This is a genomic window from Croceicoccus hydrothermalis, from assembly GCF_022378335.1.
Lineage (GTDB): Bacteria > Pseudomonadota > Alphaproteobacteria > Sphingomonadales > Sphingomonadaceae > Croceicoccus > Croceicoccus hydrothermalis.
The window spans coordinates 56742-74127 of sequence record NZ_JAIQCI010000003.1 but is presented as its reverse complement, the minus strand read 5'-3'; the positions used below and the strand labels follow the sequence as shown (position 1 = coordinate 74127).

Below are 17386 nucleotides of genomic sequence, written 5' to 3'. Positions count from 1 at the left end.
ATGAAGAACACGACCCTATTCGCGGTGCTGGCGATCGTGCCGGTCCTTTCATCCTGCACATCGTTCGGCGGCGAGGGGACGCAGATCTCGCGCAGCGTCGGCGCCTGTGCCGCCGATGCGGTGCATTCGCGGCATTCGGTGGTGACGACGGACGGGCGGTTGAATTACGACGCATGCGCCGGAACGCTGACCGTGCGGGGGCCGGGGGGGGACGCGATGGCGGATCTCTTCTACACCGCCTATTTCGCCGATCGGGGCGCGAACGGGGAGGGCGGCGAACGTCCGTTGGCCTTCGTGTGGAACGGCGGGCCGGGGGCGGATTCGCGCCTCCTCCATTTTTCCGCGATGGGTCCGCGCATCGTTGAAGACGGCGTGTTGATCGACAACCCCGATACGCCGCTGCGTTCCGCCGATCTCGTCTTCCTCGATCCCGCGGGCACGGGCTTCAGCCGCGCCTCGTCGCAAGAGGCGGCCAATGCGCTTTATGGAACGGTTGGCGATATAGACGCGACCGCGCGTTTCATCGCGCAGTTTCGCCGGACCTATGCGCAGGAGAACGCGCCCCTCTACCTGATCGGGGAGAGTTTCGGCACATGGCGCGCATCGGGCACGGCGGAGGCGCTGGCCGATGCGGGTACGAAGGTGGCGGGTATCGGACTGATTTCGGGCGGGATACCATTGGGGGAGGAGCCGGACCAGGCGCTATCGCGCGCATTGTCCCTGCCGAACAGGACGGCGGCGGCGCTGATGCTGAACCGGCTTGACCCGGAATTGCAGGCGCAGGGGCAGGCGGCGGTGGACGCGGCCGCAGACTGGGCGCGCACGGTGTGGTATCCGGCGCTCGCCGACCCGTCCTCGCTCAGCGCGGAGCAGCGGATGCAGGTCGCCGCCGATCTCGCGCGCTATCATGGGATGGAGCTATCGCAGATCGATACCGAAACGCTGTGGGTGTCGCCGCGCGATTTTCGCAGCGGTCTGATCCCGTCACGCATGCTGGATGTGTTTGACATGCGCCGGGTGCGGCAGGGGCAAGGCGCCTTTATAGCCGGGGATGACGCGGACGACAATGCGATCATCGCGTATTATCGCAACGGCTTGCACTATCGCGCCGGGACCTACGCCGGGATCGAGGCGCCCGCCATTCCGGTGGGCGAGGGGTGGCAATATGACCAATCGCCGATCACCGAACGATCGCTGGCCCGCGCGATGGCCGGCGAAGGCCCGCCAAGCCCGTCGCAGCCGTGGACCCTTCGCGCGATGCAGAAAATGCCAGCCATGCGCACCCATGTTGCCGCGGGATTGTACGATTCGCTCAATTCCTGCCTCGCGAATGAGGCGCGCGTCTCCACCCTGCCGCCCGGGGTCAGGGATCGCATCGCGCTTCACTGCTATCCCGGCGGACACATGATGTACGACACGCCTGCGATACGTAAGGTATTCAATGCGAACCTTGAAAGCTTCCTCACCGATGCGCCGTAATGGTCCGATGCATCCAGAATAACCACGATTCTCCGAAATCAAGAAAATATTATGCGAAACGGACCGGGCAGGACGTCTGTTTGAGAAGAATTTCCCCGGTGCGTGCGTGTATCCATAAGCCTTGGAGCCGGGGGTGCCCTGGGGTGCGAGGGTTCCGGGGATTTCGACGAACAATCTGAAGGCAAGGGGGTTATCATGGCCATTTCCACTCATCGAACGTTTCGCGGCCCTGCGCGCAGGCGCCTGCTCGCAGGATCGGCGAGCGCTGCGCTGCTGGCCTGGTCGGCGCCCGTTCTTGCCCAGGATGATACCGCCATCGCGCAGGACGGCGTGGTCGAAAGCGAGGCGATCGTGGTCACCGGTTCGCGCATCCGGCGGGACCCGTCGGCCGAAAGCGCGCCGCGTACCGTCGTCGAAGAAGGCGTGGTCGAGGATCGCGGCTTTACCTCCGCCGCAGAGGCCCTCAATCAGCTTACCGCCAATACGCCGCAGCTGAACCAGGCGGACAACAGCGGCGAAAGCAGCGGTTCGGGGCAGCAATTTCCCAATCTCTTCGGGCTTGGTACCGGACGCACGCTGACGCTGGTGAACGGAAGGCGCATGGTGACGACATCGTCGGGGCTGGGCGATGCGCAGGTCGATGCGAACATCATCCCGCTCGGCCTGCTGGACCGGGTCGAGGTCGTGCAGGGCGGCGGCGCGGCGGTCTATGGCTCCGACGCGATCGCCGGCGTCGTCAATTACGTGCTGAAGGACGAGTTCGAGGGCATCGAGCTTGACGGACAGACCGGCATTTCATCGCGCGGCGATTACCACACCTACAGCCTGCGCGGCACCGCGGGCACCAATTTCGCCGATGGGCGGGGCAATGTGGCGGTGGACCTCGGTTACGCGAAAAGCCCGATCCTGCAATTTGGCGACCGGCCTCTGTCGGCGCTGGGCCGGTTGACCGTCACCAATCCGCTCGACACCGGGCCCAACGACGGCATCCCCTCGGTCCGCGAATTGCTGAATGCGGCATTCTGGCCGTTCAACGCCAATGGCGTCCTGTTCAACACGCCCGCCCCGTTCACCACATCATTGGTGCAGGCAGATGGCGTGCCGTTGCAATTCGCGCCCGACGGCAGTTTGCAGGCATTCGACCCCGGCAACGACGTGGGCATTCCCTTCGCCAGCGGCGGCGACGGGTTCAGCTATACCGATCTTGTCGGGCTGCGCACCGGGGTGGAACGGATTACGGGCAATCTGATCGCGCGATACGACATCTCCGATACCGTGACGGTCCGTGCCGAGGGGCTTTATGCCCGCACCGAAGGCGATGAAATCCCGCAGGGGCAGAGCCGCTCCATCCTCAATTTCGGAACCTATGCGGGGCCGGTCCAATTTAACATCGCCAATCCGTTCCTGTCGGACGAGGCGCGCGCCACGTTGTCCGCGGCAAAGCCCGGTTTTGCGCAAGGGGCGCCGATCTTCCTGTCCAAATATTTCTTCGACCTTACCCCATCGAATACGCAGACGAACAAGGCCGAAACCTACCGCGGCGTGCTGGGCGTGGAGGGGGATTTTTCTGCCGGGTGGCGCGATTTCTACTGGTCCGTGTCGGGCAGCTACGCCCGGGTCGACGGGGCGCAGCGCCGCTGGGACGTGGACAATGCGAAATATGCCAATGCGATCGACGCGGTGACCTCGGGCGGCGACATCGTATGCGCCATCAATGCCGACGACGACCCGTCGAACGATGATCCCGCCTGCGCGCCGATCAACCCGTTCGGCAACGGCAATGTCAGCGCCGCGGCACAGCAATATGTCAGCGTGCGCGCCGGGCTCGACTACACGAACGAGCAGGTCGATCTGCTTGCCACGCTGGGCGGCGATCTGTTCGAATTGCCGGGCGGCACCGCGCAATTCTCGCTCGCGTATGAACATCGCGACGAAAGCGTGGATTTCATCCCGCTGGAGGCGAACCGGCTCGGCCTGTTCGGGGGCGGCACGATGGAGCAGGCGCAATCGGGCGGCTATAATACCGATGAAATTTCCGGCGAACTGCTGATCCCGATCGTCGATTATGGCATGGGCGTGCCGCTGATCGAGATGCTGGAGCTCAGTGCGGCGGGGCGCTATGTCGACAATTCGATCGCGGGCAAGGAAGAGGTATGGGATCTCGGCCTGCGCTGGCGGCCGGTGGACGGGGTGACCCTGCGCGCGTCGCGCAGCCGCAATTTCCGTGCGCCGACGCTGACGCAGCTGTTCGCGCCGACGAGCGTGACCCTGGATTCGGCGGGCCGCGATCCGTGCGATGCCGATCGTATCAATAATGGCCCGAACCCCGATGTGCGCTACGCCAATTGCCTGGCCCTGTTCGAGGCGAACCCAGGCTTTGGCGTGGATGCCGACGGGGCGAATGCAGGCGACAGCGCGGCCGAACGGCTGGCCGGGTTCCAGAGCCCGACCGAGAATTTCTCGCGTGCCGACATCACCACCGGCGGCAATCCCGATCTGCGGAACGAAGTTTCGGACACGCTGACCTACGGCATCGTGGTGCAACCGGCCTTCATCCCCGGCCTGACGATCAGTGCCGACCGGATCGAGATCGATCTGGAGGATGGGCTGTCACCCTTTACCACGGCCGATTTCGCGGCGGCCTGCTATGACAATGTCGATCCCGACCCGGCGGTCTGCGATGCGTTCACCCGCCTCGCCAGTCCGGACGGGTTGAGCCCGGGCGGCACGATTCTGACGGGCACGACGACGACCTTCAACGCGGGCATCGTCAAATATCGGGGCGAGGTCTATGCGATCGATTACAGCTTCGCGCCCGGCGATGGCGCCTATGGCCGGTTCCATGTCGGGGCGAATGCGACGCACAACACGCTGGCCACGACATCGGTGACGGGCGAAACCTTCGTGCGGACCGACGGCACGATCCAGCGGCCCGAATGGCAGGGGCGCTTCAATCTCGACTGGGCCGATGGTCCGGTGCGGGTGAGTTATCAGGCGTTCTATCTCGACGATGCGAAAGCCGCGCCCGACGCCACGATCGAGAACAATCCGAACCCGTTCATCGACAGCAATCTGACGCACAGCATTTCGGCGCAGCTCGATGCAGGCGCGATGACGTTCCGCTTCGGCGTCGACAATTTCACCGACGAGGAACCGTCCTACCCCCAGATATCCTATGGCGACATCCTGGGGCGTCGGTTCTGGGTTGGCGCGAAAATCCGCATGTGACCGGCCCCGTTCGCCCGCTGCGAAAGCCCGGTCAGAAGGATAGACATGGCAACCCCGTTTTTACACAACGCCCCGGCGTCTTATTCGCAATGGGTGCGGCGCATGATTTCGCGCCTGCGTCCCCCGCAAAGCCTGCTCGTCGGGTTGTTCGAAAGCAGCGTCCCTGAACCTGTGGAATTGCTGTCGCGCATGGTCGGCGCCGGTTTCGGGGAAGAAATCACCTCGCGCTATCAAAGTGCGTTCGTGGGCGGCAATCCCTATGTCACCGCCGCATTGGCGCGCGATTATGAGGTCGACGAAAACGCCATCGTCACCACCACCGGTGCGACGGGGGCGCTGTCGCTGGTGTATCGCGCGTTGATGAAGCCGGGCGAACGCGTCCTGATCGAAAACCCCGGTTTCGACCTGTTCGCCATCCTGGCCGAGACGCAAGGGTTTGGCGTGGACCGTTTCGAACGCGTCGGCCCGCGTTTCGCCGTCGATCCCGACCGGGTGGAGGCGGCGCTGCGCCCCGAAACGCGCGTTATCGTCGTGTCGAACCTGCACAACCCGTCGGGCTTCGAACTGGGCGAGGATGAGCTGCGCGCACTGGCCGCATTGGCCGAACGGCGCGACCTGACCGTGATCGTGGACGAGGTCTATCTGCCCTATGCCGGGGTGGATGCCGCGGCGGCGGCGACGAAAAGGATTTCGCCTCGACTGATCTCCATCAACAGCCTGACGAAGATCTATGGGCTGAGCTCGCTTCGCTGCGGATGGATCATCGGCGATCCGGAGGTGATGAACCCGATCCGCGCGCTCAGTGACGAGATCGAGTTTTCGATTTCGAAGCTGTCGCATGCGGTGGCGGCGCTCGTGCTCGAAAAACCCGAAGCGATGCGGGAGCGCACCGACGCGATCATCGCGCGGGCACGGCCGATCATCGAATCCTATCATCATATCTGGCAAGGCGAAGGGCTGGTCGACAGCGTGCTGCCGGAACATGGATGCATCGTGTTTCCCCGGCTGATCGGCATCGAAGATACGCGGGCCTTTTCCGAATGGTTGGCGCAACGCGGCGGCGTGGTTGTCGCGCCCGGCGAATATTTCGGATCGCCCGGGCATATCCGCATCGGTTTCGGGATCGAGGCGGCGCGGCTGGATTATGGATTGCAGGCATTGACGGACGGGATGACAAAATTTCGCGATATCGAATCTTCCCGCAAACATACGGCGATCGGCGCATGATCCGCGCGAGTTTGCGAATGGCTTTCGGGCTGACGCTCGCGCTTTGCGCATCGGTCGTGCCGGTTGCGGCACAGGGCGACTATCGGGTGGAAAGCACGGTGATCCCTGTCACGGATGACGAACCCGTCAGCGTCGGTGCCATATCCTATGTCGACAAGACGGCCGCGGACCGTCCCGTGCTGTTCGCGTTCAACGGCGGGCCGGGGGCATCGGCGGCCTATCTTCATATTGGCGTTCTCGGCCCCTGGCGTGCCGATGTTCCGGCCGATCCCGCGCAGGCTTTGCCTTCTGCGGCAAGATTGGCGCCGAACGATGGCGGCGTGCTCGGCAATGTGGATGTCGTGTTTCTCGACCCGCCGGGAACCGGTCTGTCCGACCGCGGGGCGAATCCGGCGGCATTGAATACCGTCGCGGCCGATGCATCCGCCATGGCAGAGGCGGTCGTTCGCTGGCTTTCCATGCATGATCGCGCTGCGGCGCCGGTCTATATCCTGGGTGAAAGCTATGGCACGATCCGCGCGGCGGCCATGCTCGATGCTTTTGCCGGAATGGAAGAAGCGCCGGATATCCGCGGCGTCATCCTTTTGGGGCAGGCGTTGAACATGATCGAAACGTCGCAGCGTCCCGACAATATCGTCAGCCATGCCGTATCGTTGCCGACGATGGCGGCGATCGCCTGTTACCACGGGCGCGTCGCACCGGCATGCGATCCACGGGCTGCGGCCCGCGCGGCGATGGAGTTCGCGGCCGATCGTTATCTCCGGGCATTGTTTGCCGGTACGCGCCTTCCCATAGAGGAGCGGCGCGATGTTGCGGCACAGCTGTCCGCGCTGACCGGTGTGGCGGCGGATTACTTTCTGGACCACGACCTCGCCATTTCCAAGGAAGCGTTTCGCGTCGAATTGATGCGGGCCGACGGCATGGTCACGGGCCGCTATGACGCACGCTATACCGCGCCGCTGTCCGATGATGCGAGCGACATTGTCGGGCCGGACGCATGCTCGGCCGTCTCCGCGCTTTATCAGGATGCGATGCGCGAATATCTGACGCGTTTTCAGATCGTGGACGATCCCGCCGCCTACGCCATTCATTCCCAGCCCGAGGGGGCGTGGGCTTATGGCGGAGCAGATTCGCCCTTTGCCGACTGGCCGTTCATGGAAAGCGTCGAACGGGCCGCCGAAGAAAACCGCTGCCTGCGCCTGTTCGTCGGTACAGGATTGTTCGATTTGACGACGACGGTCGGGGCGGCGGATTACCTGCTCGCCCGCTCGATCCTCGCGCCGGAGCGGTCCACGGCACGCGTGTACGAAGGCGGGCACATGTTCTATTCCAATCCTGCGGCGCGGTCGGAATTCCTTGCCGATCTGCGCGGGTTTCTTGCTCAGGACAAATGCGCGTGAGACACGACGGCTTGCGCAAGGGCATCGGCCTTTGGGGCGTGGTGTCGCTCGGACTGGGCACGGCGGTCGGGGTCTCGATCTTTTCCGGCATCGCGCCGGCCGCCGCGCTGGCGGGACCGGCCATGCTGATTTCGGTCATGGTGGCGGCGCTGCCCATGTATCTTATCGCGGTCAGCTATGCTTTTCTCGGCTCGGCCGATCCGGTGTCGGGGGCGTCCTTCGTGTGGCCTTCGCGCTATCTGCATCCGGCGCTGGGCTTTTTCATCGCGTGGATGCGGATCGTCGCGAACATGGGCGCGATGGTCGTGCTGGCGCTGGTGCTGACGCGCTATATCGCGATGGTGGTGCCGGTTCCGGTCAAGCCGGCGATGTTCGTGGTGCTGTTGCTGGCCTTGATCGCGAATCTGTTCGGGGTGCGCACCGCCGCGCGCAGCCAGACGGTGATGATCGGGCTGCTCGTGCTTTTGTTCACAGGGTTCGTCGTGTGGGGCGCGGGCGCGGTCGAAGCGGTGCGGTTCGACCCGCTCTTTCCCGAGGGTGTTTCGGGCATGCTCGCGGCCGCGCCGCTGCTCATGGGGCTGTTCTTCGGGATCGAGGCGGCCACCGAAGCGGGCGCGGAGGTCGCCGAAAGCCGGCGCAGCATTCCGCTCGGCATTGCGCTGTCGATCGGTTCGGCGACGCTGCTCTATCTGGCCGTGGCGTTCGTGGCGCTCGGCGTGATGGGCAGTCCGGCGCTCGGCGCGAGCGAGGCGCCCATACTCGATGCGGCGCAGGTGTTCATGGGGCCGGCGGCGGTGCCGGTCATCGTCCTCGCCGCCGTGGTTGCCATCGGGACCAGCCTCAACGCGATCTTCACCCTGTTCAGCCGCAGCCTGATGGCGATGGGGCAGGCAGGCGTCCTGCCCCGCGCGCTCGGCCGGGTGCATCCGCGCTGGCACGTGCCGCATTGCGCGTTGTTCGCGGTGTTCGCGCTGGGTTGTTTGGGGTTGCTGCTGCCGATGGAACTGACGTTCCTGTTCCTGGCGGTGAACATTCCCAATCTGGTAAAATACGGCAGCATCTGTCTCGCCGCGGCAAAGGTCGCAACCCATCGTCCCGAATTGTACGAACAGGCGGCATTCCGCCCGTCGCGCGGCAAGGTCGTCGCATTTGGCCGGGCGGGGGCAATCTGTGCCGCCGCGCTGATTTTTACGGGGCTGGAGGCGGATTGGCGCCCCTACGTGCTGCTGGTCGCATGGGGGGCGATTGGCGCTGCCTATTACTGGTTGCGCCCGGTGCGCCGCTCGGCCCGGCTATAGCGCGAATTCGTCGTGCGCGGCGTGGGGCCGGGGCGCGGCGATCGCGCGTGCCGTTTGGGGCGGAAGCGTCACATCCGGCGCGGCGGCGAACGGTTCGACCCCCAATTCGCGCCAGATTTCGGCGGGATAGTAGATCGTCCCGTCCTTCACCACCATGGCCATCCGGTGCAATGCGGTCATATCGTCGAGCGGGTTGGCGTCGAGCAGCACGAAATCGGCCCGCTTCCCCTTGGCGATGGAACCGTACTGCTGATCCCTACCCATATAGGTTGCGGGGCCGAGCGTGCCCATGCGCAGCACCTCGGCAGGCGGGATACCTGCATCCTCGTAAATCTGAAGTTCGCGATGGACGGACAGGCCGGTCCCGTCGTCGGTGCCGGGTAAAAGCGTGATGCCGCGCCGGTGCAATTCGGCAAGCGTGCGGCGAATGGCATCGAACCCGCCGCGATAGGCGGCATCGTCCTGCGGCGAGGCGATCTTCGCAATCCCCTGCCGCCGTCGCCGTTGCAGCGCAATCGGCAGATGATCGAAATAGCTCGCGACCGCCGGGCTGATCTCGCCATCCCTGCTCAACATCAACAGTTCGAGCGTGACGGCCGTGGGGTCGAGCGCGATGTGGCGCGCCTCCATCGCGCGCAACGTCTCCTCCACCCGTGGGAGGGACAGATCGAGCCCCGCGGTCCGCTTCATCGCGGTCAGGCGCAGCAGCGTGCGCGTATCCTCATCCGGTTGTAGCACCCAGCCCAGCATCAGCTGATTGATATGGGTAATCTCGTCATAGCCGGCCGCGATCATCGCATCGGCATCGGTAAAGGCGGGAATGTGGCCGGTAACCCCCAGCCCGAGCCGCTTTGCCTCCGCCGCGATGGCGGGAACCCAGGCGGGGTTCATGGAATTATAGATCTTCACCTGCCAGTAATCGCGCGCCGCGTACCAGCGCACCGCGTCGATGGCGTCCTGCTCGCTATCGGCGATGAACCCGTTGCGCGACGAATATTCGCTGCGCCCTTCCAGAAAACCGTTGCGCACGATGCGCGGGCCGATCACCTCGCCCGCGTCGATGCGGTCGGTGAGGTCGAGCAGGAACGCATTGTCATTGCCCATGTCGCGCACCGTCGTCACCCCCGACGCGATGTAGAGCAGGGCCGATTGCTGCGACACATGCGCGTGCATGTCGTGAAGGCCGGGCATGGCGATCCGACCCGCGCCGTCGATCGTGACTTCGCCCGGCGTGGCGGGACTGTCCAACGGTTCGATGGCGGCGATGCGTTGCCCGTAGACGAGGACCGAGGCAGGCTCGCCGACGCGGCCCGTTTCCGGGTCGAAGATACGCACATTTCGCACCCGCACCGCTGCATCGTGACGATGCGACAATTTTTTGGCGAGATCGGCAAAACGTTGCGCCCCGCGCCGGGTGGCAATCTGCGCGATATCATCGGCCAGCGCTTCGTATCCTTCGCGCACGACCACGGTTCCGGTCGAAAGACGGGCGAACATCGCATCGTCCGCATCCAGCAGAATGGTGTCGGGCGAAAGCCCGATGCCGTTGATCGACACCGCGCGATATTCGACCCCGTTCAGTGTGACGGGCGCGTCCTCGCTCAACGTCAACCGGCCGCCGGGCAGGGCGGGGATCGCGTGGTCCGCATCGGCCAGCAGCGCACGCGCATAGATACCGAGCGACCAGGGGCTGCCTTCCTGCGCGATATAGAGGGCCGGTTCCCGCGTCGTGGCGGTGTCGCTGCCGGTGCTGTCCGTCCATGTCGCGGTCCATCCCGCGCCGTCGTTTTCGCGTGCGAAACGCTCCGCAATCGCGTTTTCGAACGTGGATGTACCATCCAGCCGCCAGCGCAGCGGAAGGCCGTCCTTATCCAGCGTGACCTCCTCTTCCATCGTGGGGCCGCGGCCGTTGTTCTTCACATCATGGATGATCCGCGCCGTCGGGCCGTCGATTTCGACCAGCACGCGGCCCACGTTTTCGCCATTGGCGATGACGCTATACGATTGCGTGTCCGCCGCCGCGTCGTGCGGGAAGGCCAGCATCGCGCCGGACAGAAACAGGGCGGTGTGCAGACGGCGGAATTTCAATGTGCGATCCTCTCGATCAGATAGGCGGCGGCAGCAAGATCCTGCACCGCATGGCCGAGCGATTTGTAGGCGGTGATGTCCTCGTCCGATTGCCGGCCCGGCGCCGTACCCGACAGCACTTCGCCGATTTCGGCGACGATATGCGCGTCGCTCACCGCACCTGCGGCTTTCGCGACGAGAAATTCGGCCGCCGCGTCGAGAGCGGAGGTGCGGCTGTCGGCGATGAAACGGCTGCGCACGACGAGCGGGGTATCGACCTCGACCGGTCCGGGCCCGCTCGATCCCACGATATTGACATGGCAACCGGGGCGCAGCCATTCGCCGCGCAAGATCGGTTCGCGCGCGCCGGTCAGCGTGCAGATCACGTCGGCGCGTGCCGCCCCCTCCGGCAGATCGTCAATCGCCTCGATCGGCAATTCATCGGCATATCGCCGCGCGATGGCGCTCGCCTTGTCCGCATCGCGGCCCCATATGGCGATGCGCTCGAACGGACGAACGCCCCGCAATGCCGCCAGATGGCTGTGCGCCTGCCCCCCGGTGCCCAGGATCAGCAGCCGGCGCGCGTCGACGCGCGCCAGTGCATCGGTTGCGACCGCAGTGGCGGCGGCGGTGCGGATATGGGTCACTTCTTCGGCATCGACGATCGCGACCGGCATGCCGTGTTCGGGTTCGAACATTGCGATGATCCCGCGATGTCGCCGCGTGCCGGGATTGTCGGGGTCGGCAAAGACGCTGATCATCTTGGCCCCGAACATCGCGTCGTCGCCCAATGCGCCGGGCATCTGCGCGAAGGTCCGGCCCTGTCTCATCGGGATCATGGTGCGCAGCAATTGGCGGGTGCGTCCGTTCGAAAGCGCGATCATCGCGTCGCGGATCGCCGCCATGCATCCGGGGTAGTCGAGATGGGCGGCCACCGCCTTGCTGTCGATGATGGTCAGCTCACGCTTGTCCATGGGAAGCTCCTCACACAGATGTCGGCACTCGTAAACTAATCAAAGTTGATATTGCAGTCTTGCGTTGTGGGCCGGATACATTCGATAAGATGCATAGATTATCTTTATCAGACCCGATGGGAGCATATGTTGCCCGCCGAACTCGACCGCCTCGACCTTAAGATTCTGGATCGCCTGCAAATCGACGCAGGAGAATCGTCCAGCGAAATCGCCGACCATGTCGGGCTTTCGCAATCGCCGTGCTGGCGCCGGATACAGCGATTGAAGGCCGACGGTTTCGTCAAGCGGCAGGTCGCCATTCTCGACCGTGAGAAATTCGGCGAAAGCATGTATATTTTCGCGCAGCTCAAGATGTCGCGCCTGTCCGACGATGCGCGCGAACGGTTCGTCAATGCGATACAGGATATCGACGAAATCACCGAGGCGTATACGCTGTTCGGCGATATGGACGTCATGTTGAAGGTGCTGGCGCCCAATATTGCGTGGTATCAGAATTTCACGTTTCGCCGCTTGCTGCGCTTGCCGGGGGTGGAGGATGTGCGTTCGACCGCAACATTGTCCGAACTGAAGAACACTCACCGCCTCCCGCTTCCCGAATTGTGATGGCGTTGCGTAACCCGATCATGGGCGGCGCGGTGATGCGTGCAGGCGGCGCCATTCTGGCCGCACTGGCACTCTTTTCGCCGACATGGGCGAGCTCGCGCGACACCGGCACGCTTGCCATCGCACTGACCCCGGCGGATGGCGACGGTGATGGCATCGTCGATCGCATGGATGTCGCGATCACGATCGCCGACCCGCCGGATGCATTCACGATGAAGACGCTGGCCAACAACGTGCCGACCGCCGCGTCGGACATGACGGCGCCTGTATTCACCCGGGCCGATGCGCCCGTCGCCGCGCGGGTCGAGACAAGGCAGGAGGACGCATCGAACGCGGTGCGCCTATGGCATGTCGCCAACGGGCAGCAGGCGCCGTTGTCGATTGCCTATCGCGTGACGCTCGACCCGGACCGGGCCGCGCTCGCGCTTCCCCAATACGAGCTGCGCACGGGTACAGAGGGATTCTCCGGCGCGGCACTGTCTTTCCTGATCCTGCCTGACGACGATATTGCGCGCGACGTCACGATTGCATGGCATCTGGGCGCGATGGAACCCTCCGCACGCGCGCTCAGCAGTCTTGGCATCGGCGATGTGCGATCCGCGCGTCCCTTGCGTCCTGTGGAAATCGGTTCGACCTATGTGATGGCCGGCACGCCAAAAATGGTCGACAACGGTGCGTTTTTCGCCGCGTGGCAGGGCGATATGGCCTTTGCCGGCGAAGGACTGATGGAATGGGCGGGGCAGCTTCATCGCTATTACGGCGAATTCTTTCGCCACGCACCCGACAGTTTCGGCGTGTTCGGGCGTACCAACCCGCTGAACCCCGGAAGCGGGATCGGCCTTACCGACAGTTTCGCCTTCACCTTCGATGAGAGCAGCACGCAGGCCGACCTCAAGGGGTTGCTCGCGCATGAAATGCTGCATGCTTTCGTCCGCTCGCTCGGCGATACGATGGATGCGGCGCATGGGCTGTCATCGGCATGGTTCGGCGAAGGGCTTGCCGTATATTATCAACGGGCGCTGCCCTGGCGGGCCGGGCTGATCGACGATGCGGCGTTTCTCGACGATCTGAACGCGACGGCGGGGCGTTATTATACCAATGCGCTGATCGCGACGCCGAACGATGCGATCGCCGATGGTTTCTGGCGCGATACGCGGGTGCGCGTCCTGCCCTATGACCGCGGATCGCTTTATTTCGCGAAGCTGGATGCCGACATTCGCGCAGCATCCGCGAACGCGCGCAACCTCGACGGTCTGGTCCGCGCGATGCTGGCCGAACGCCGTGCGGGCGGCCGATGGATCAGGCCCTTTTCGAACGTTTGTTGCGCGCCGATTTGGGCGAGGAGGGCGTCGACGGATTTCGCGACATGTTGAACGGCGCGGTCGTCGTGCCGCCGTCGGACGCGTTCGGCCCGTGCTTTACCCGGACGGTCGCGGAGCTGCGCCGGTTCGATCTCGGCTTCGACCCGGCTGTGCTGGTGTCGCAGGATCGGATCGTGCGCGGATTGAAACAGGGGTCTGAGGCCGAACGCGCCGGTCTGCGCAATGGCGACCGCATCATGAACCGTTTCCCGCAGGATGCGATGCAGGCGGATCAGAGCGCGACGCTGACCCTGCGTATAGAGCGCGGCGGACGGGAACGGGAAATCACCTATCTGCCGCGCGGCGTGGCCGTGCCCGCCTATCAATGGGCGGCGCGGCCATGCGGGGCCGGCAAGCGCTGAACCCTCCCGCGCTGTCCGATAGGGCACCCTGACGCCGGCGCATTGCCCGCAACGCTATATACGTCATCATCGCATCGCATTAGGGGCGCTTTCGCACGGCGGGCGTGATTCGCGCGTCGGGGCACCCGGCATGGCTGGCGGCGAAGGAGATCTGCGATGCGACAATTCGAACCCGTTCGCGCCGTCGGCAGCCTGCTGATCGCGGTGGCGCTCCTGATGCTGGGCAACGGGTTTGTCGGCACGTTGCTGTCGATCCGGCTGGAGGCGGCGGGGGTGTCCGCGCCGTTCATCGCATTGTTGACGACGGCCTATTTCGCCGGGCTGACGGCGGGCTCGTTCCGCATGGGCGGGCTGGTCGCGCGGGTCGGGCATATTCGCGCCTTCGGTGCGGTGGTGTCGCTGCTTTCGGCGAGCACGCTGACCTATGCGATCTTTCCGCATCTGGTGCTCTGGATCGTGCTGCGCTTTATCGACGGGCTTTGCATCGCGGGCGTGTATCTGTGCATCGAAAGCTGGCTCAACCGGCGCGCGACGGTCGAAACGCGGGGCACGATCCTCGCCGCCTACATGATCGCGCTCTATTCCGGACAGGCCGCGGGGCAGTTCTTCGTCAATCTCGAAGGGTCGCCGATGCTGCCCTTCGTGGTGTCTTCGGTGCTGGTGTCGCTTGCCGTCATCCCCGTCGCGCTGACCCGCATCGCGAGCCCCGATATCGAGGCGCAGAGCCATATCGCGCTGCCCGCATTGTTCCGGGCATCGCCGCTCGGCCTGGTAGGCGTGGGGGCGACGGGGCTGGCGCTGGGCGCGTTTTACGGCCTGGCCGCCGTCGCGGGGCGGCAATCGGGCCTCGCCATCGGCAACATCACCTTTTTCATCAGCGCGGTGATCGCCGGCGGGGTCGCGCTGCAATATCCGATGGGTCATCTTTCCGACCGGTTCGATCGCCGGCTCGTGATCCTGGCCGCGACGGTTGGCGGTGCGCTGGCGGCGGTCGCGCTCGCGGTGGCGGGCGCGGCGGTGTGGGCGATGGCGCTGGCGGGTGCGGTGCTGGGCGGGATGGTGTTCGCGCTCTACCCGCTTTGTGTCGCGCATACCAATGACCGCCTCACCGAGGAGGAGCAGTTGAGCGCGAGCGGCGGGCTCATCCTCGTCTATTCGGCGGGGGCGGCGGCGGGGCCGATCACGGGCTCGCTCGCCATGCAGCTCATCGGGCCGGCGGGGCTCTATCTGTTCATTGCCGGGGTCATCGGCGGGGCGATGGTGTTCGCCATCTGGCGCATCTTCCGCAGCGAGGCCGTCCCCAACGATCAGCAGCAGCCGTATCAGATCCTGCCGCGCACCTCCCCCATGTCCGCCGCGCTGGAGCCGTTTTCCGAGGAAAGCGAGTTTATCGAGGAGTAAGCGCCGCCTTGAGATCGTCGAGCCAGGGTTCGAACGGTTTCCAGGCATCGACGCCCGTGCGATTGATCGGGCGGCGCACCTGTTCCGAACTCGCCGTACGCACCGCGCGGTCGGTGCGGTGGAAATCGAGGCACGCCCGATCGAACGGCAGGCCGCAATGGTCGAGCATGCGGCGCACCTGCCCCTCCAGATCGTCGAGCACGTCCTCGTGCTGCACGCGCAGGACGCGGCCCGGCAGCACCGCGTCCCAATGCGCCATCAGATCGACGTAGTCGCGGTAATAGCGCCCGATTTCCTTAAGGCCGTAGGTGAATTCCTGCCCTTCGGCAAAAAGCTGCTTGAACCCGGAAAAGCAGCAATCCATCGGCGCCCGGCGCGCATCGATGATCCTGGCATTGGGCAGGATGAGATGGATCAGCCCGATATGCCGGAAATTGTTCGGCATCTTGTCGATGAAGAACGGCGCGCGCTGCCGGTGGATACGCGTGTTCTCGATATAGTCATGGCCGAACTTGGCGAATTGTTCATCGCTCAACTCATGCAGGATTTCGGGATAGCGCGATTGCCCGGCCCGCCGCCCGCGCAACCGGTGGGCGAGCGCGAGGATGTCGGGCAGTTCCATCGTCCCGTCCACCATCGGGTGCGAGGCGAGAATCTGCTCCAGCAGAGTCGAACCCGCGCGCGGCAGGCCGACGATGAAGATCGGATCGGGCGCGGGGTCGCCGCTGCCGTCGTGCGCTGCGAAAAGTTCGGGCGTGCACGCGGCTTTTTGACGGTTCAGCTCCTCGCTCATCCGGTCCGCGTCATAGCGTGTCTGTCGGCGTTTGAGGTCGTTGCCGGCGGCGTAATGGGCAAAGGCGGTGTCGTAATCCTTTGCGTCCTCCGCCGCCTTCGCCATCGCGAATTCGAGGTGGACCCGGTCCATGAACGCCAGATCGCCGCGACGTAGCAGCGCGGCCATCTTCGCCCGGTCGGCATCGTCGAAACGCCAGGTCTTGAGATTGGCGAGCGCATACCACGCATCGCCATGCGCGGGCGCGGCGGCGATCGCGGCGCGATAGGACGCGACCGCATCCTCCTGCCGCCCCCGGGTTTTCAGCGCATGACCACGCGAGGTCAGCGTGGCGGGATCGTCCGGAAGGCGGGCCAGCACGGCATCGAACAGGTCGAAGGCCTGCTCGTAATCGCCGGTCTGCATCGCCTCGATCGCAAGGTGCGATTGAAACAGCGGGTTGTCGGGATCGGTGCGGTAAAGCGCCTCGGCCTCCTCCCGTGCGCGGGCGAACTTCTGCCGCTTGCGCAAAGCGGCGATATAATCGAGCCGCAATTGCACGTTGTCCGGCGCAAAGGCGACCGCGCTTTCGAGCAGGAATTCCGCATCGTCGACAATGCCCAGACGGCTGCCGATCTCGGCAAGCAGGCGCATCGCCTCCACGTCGCGGGGATGGCGGCGCAGGTAATGGCGGCAGATTTCCTCGGCCCGCAACAGGCGTCCTTCGTGCAGATGGTGACCCACCGCGATCAGCTCGCGGGGCAGGGCGCGCAGCCGCTCCGCCTGCGCCATGGCCTGTGCCGCCTCGCCCGGTTTTCCGGCAGCGGTCAGCAATTCGCCCTGCGCTCGCCATGCCGCGTCAAGATAGGGGTTGAACCTGCAGGCCCGGCGATAGGCATCGAGCGCGCGTTCCGCCTCCGCCTGCGCGCGGGCGAGGTGGCCCTGCTCCTGCCAGCCGCGGCCATATTCGGGCGATGCGGCGTGCAGCCGGGCGAGGTAATCCTCCGCGCTCGCATAATCGCGCAGATAGCGCGCGGCGACCGCGGCGATATAGAGCGCATCGGCATTCTCGCTCGCGTCGAGCAACGTGCGCGCAAGCGTCAGCCCATCGGCAAAACGCCCCTCGCGCAGCGCGTCCTGCGCCTGTTTCATCGTGTCTTTATCGTCGGTCATCGCCTGCATCCCGTGCCACCGCTCGTGCCCGAATGCAAAGC

The 17386-nt window shown here is 64.8% G+C and carries 12 protein-coding genes; 9 read left to right on the top strand and 3 right to left on the bottom strand.

What is annotated here, in order from left to right; all coding sequences use genetic code 11:
- The 5 genes from K4G67_RS02415 to K4G67_RS02395 all read left to right on the top strand — a co-directional run bounded on the left by K4G67_RS02415 (position 1) and on the right by K4G67_RS02395 (position 8632).
- Entirely contained in the window at positions 1 to 1479 is a 1479-nt protein-coding gene (locus tag K4G67_RS02415) for a S10 family serine carboxypeptidase-like protein (RefSeq protein WP_239804815.1), read from the top strand.
- A gap of 195 nt (positions 1480 to 1674) precedes the next feature.
- Positions 1675 to 4707, top strand: coding sequence for a TonB-dependent receptor domain-containing protein (locus K4G67_RS02410; protein WP_239804814.1), 3033 nt, complete (start codon positions 1675 to 1677; stop codon positions 4705 to 4707).
- A 102-nt stretch (positions 4708 to 4809) separates the two neighbouring features.
- Positions 4810 to 5934, top strand: a complete 1125-nt coding sequence (locus K4G67_RS02405) for a pyridoxal phosphate-dependent aminotransferase (RefSeq protein ID WP_239804813.1) — start codon at positions 4810 to 4812, stop codon at positions 5932 to 5934.
- Positions 5931 to 7334, top strand: coding sequence for a S10 family serine carboxypeptidase-like protein (locus K4G67_RS02400; RefSeq protein WP_239804812.1), 1404 nt, complete (start codon positions 5931 to 5933; stop codon positions 7332 to 7334). Before K4G67_RS02405 ends, K4G67_RS02400 begins: the two co-directional genes overlap by 4 nt.
- Positions 7331 to 8632, top strand: coding sequence for an APC family permease (locus K4G67_RS02395; protein WP_239804811.1), 1302 nt, complete (start codon positions 7331 to 7333; stop codon positions 8630 to 8632). Before K4G67_RS02400 ends, K4G67_RS02395 begins: the two co-directional genes overlap by 4 nt.
- On the opposite strand, the gene K4G67_RS02390 is transcribed toward K4G67_RS02395, so the two are convergent.
- Positions 8627 to 10720, bottom strand: coding sequence for an amidohydrolase family protein (locus K4G67_RS02390; protein WP_239804810.1), 2094 nt, complete (start codon positions 10718 to 10720; stop codon positions 8627 to 8629). The two genes, K4G67_RS02395 and K4G67_RS02390, sit on opposite strands and share 6 nt — an antisense overlap.
- A complete protein-coding gene (locus K4G67_RS02385) occupies positions 10717 to 11673 on the bottom strand; it encodes an ornithine cyclodeaminase family protein (protein WP_239804809.1) in 957 nt (318 codons plus the stop codon). Before K4G67_RS02385 ends, K4G67_RS02390 begins: the two co-directional genes overlap by 4 nt.
- 126 nt (positions 11674 to 11799) lie before the next feature.
- On the opposite strand from K4G67_RS02385, the gene K4G67_RS02380 reads away from it, so the two are divergent.
- The 4 genes from K4G67_RS02380 to K4G67_RS02365 all read left to right on the top strand — a co-directional run bounded on the left by K4G67_RS02380 (position 11800) and on the right by K4G67_RS02365 (position 15400).
- Entirely contained in the window at positions 11800 to 12276 is a 477-nt protein-coding gene (locus K4G67_RS02380) for an Lrp/AsnC family transcriptional regulator (RefSeq protein WP_239804808.1), read from the top strand.
- On the top strand, positions 12276 to 13649 hold the full coding sequence (locus K4G67_RS02375; RefSeq protein WP_239805079.1) for a M61 family metallopeptidase: 1374 nt from the start codon (positions 12276 to 12278) through the stop codon (positions 13647 to 13649). The genes K4G67_RS02380 and K4G67_RS02375 overlap by 1 nt, the downstream gene beginning before the upstream one ends.
- On the top strand, positions 13598 to 13999 hold the full coding sequence (locus tag K4G67_RS02370) for a PDZ domain-containing protein (RefSeq protein WP_239804807.1): 402 nt from the start codon (positions 13598 to 13600) through the stop codon (positions 13997 to 13999). The genes K4G67_RS02375 and K4G67_RS02370 overlap by 52 nt, the downstream gene beginning before the upstream one ends.
- A gap of 156 nt (positions 14000 to 14155) precedes the next feature.
- Complete coding sequence (locus K4G67_RS02365; protein WP_239804806.1) at positions 14156 to 15400, top strand: MFS transporter; 1245 nt, start codon at positions 14156 to 14158, stop codon at positions 15398 to 15400.
- On the opposite strand, the gene K4G67_RS02360 is transcribed toward K4G67_RS02365, so the two are convergent.
- Complete coding sequence (locus K4G67_RS02360; RefSeq protein ID WP_239804805.1) at positions 15387 to 17345, bottom strand: tetratricopeptide repeat-containing sulfotransferase family protein; 1959 nt, start codon at positions 17343 to 17345, stop codon at positions 15387 to 15389. The genes K4G67_RS02365 and K4G67_RS02360 overlap by 14 nt on opposite strands.
- Positions 17346 to 17386: the final 41 nt, after the last annotated feature.

Excerpts from the sequence above, each read along its gene's own strand:
- K4G67_RS02375 (WP_239805079.1), top strand. The coding sequence starts at position 12,276 with ATGGCGTTGCGTAACCCGATCATGGGCGGCGCGGTGATGCGTGCAGGC.
- K4G67_RS02380 (WP_239804808.1), top strand. The coding sequence starts at position 11,800 with ATGTTGCCCGCCGAACTCGACCGCCTCGACCTTAAGATTCTGGATCGC.
- K4G67_RS02405 (WP_239804813.1), top strand. The coding sequence starts at position 4,810 with ATGATTTCGCGCCTGCGTCCCCCGCAAAGCCTGCTCGTCGGGTTGTTC.
- K4G67_RS02360 (WP_239804805.1), bottom strand. The coding sequence starts at position 17,345 with ATGACCGACGATAAAGACACGATGAAACAGGCGCAGGACGCGCTGCGC.
- K4G67_RS02365 (WP_239804806.1), top strand. The coding sequence starts at position 14,156 with ATGCGACAATTCGAACCCGTTCGCGCCGTCGGCAGCCTGCTGATCGCG.
- K4G67_RS02400 (WP_239804812.1), top strand. The coding sequence starts at position 5,931 with ATGATCCGCGCGAGTTTGCGAATGGCTTTCGGGCTGACGCTCGCGCTT.
- K4G67_RS02385 (WP_239804809.1), bottom strand. The coding sequence starts at position 11,673 with ATGGACAAGCGTGAGCTGACCATCATCGACAGCAAGGCGGTGGCCGCC.
- K4G67_RS02415 (WP_239804815.1), top strand. The coding sequence starts at position 1 with ATGAAGAACACGACCCTATTCGCGGTGCTGGCGATCGTGCCGGTCCTT.
- K4G67_RS02410 (WP_239804814.1), top strand. The coding sequence starts at position 1,675 with ATGGCCATTTCCACTCATCGAACGTTTCGCGGCCCTGCGCGCAGGCGC.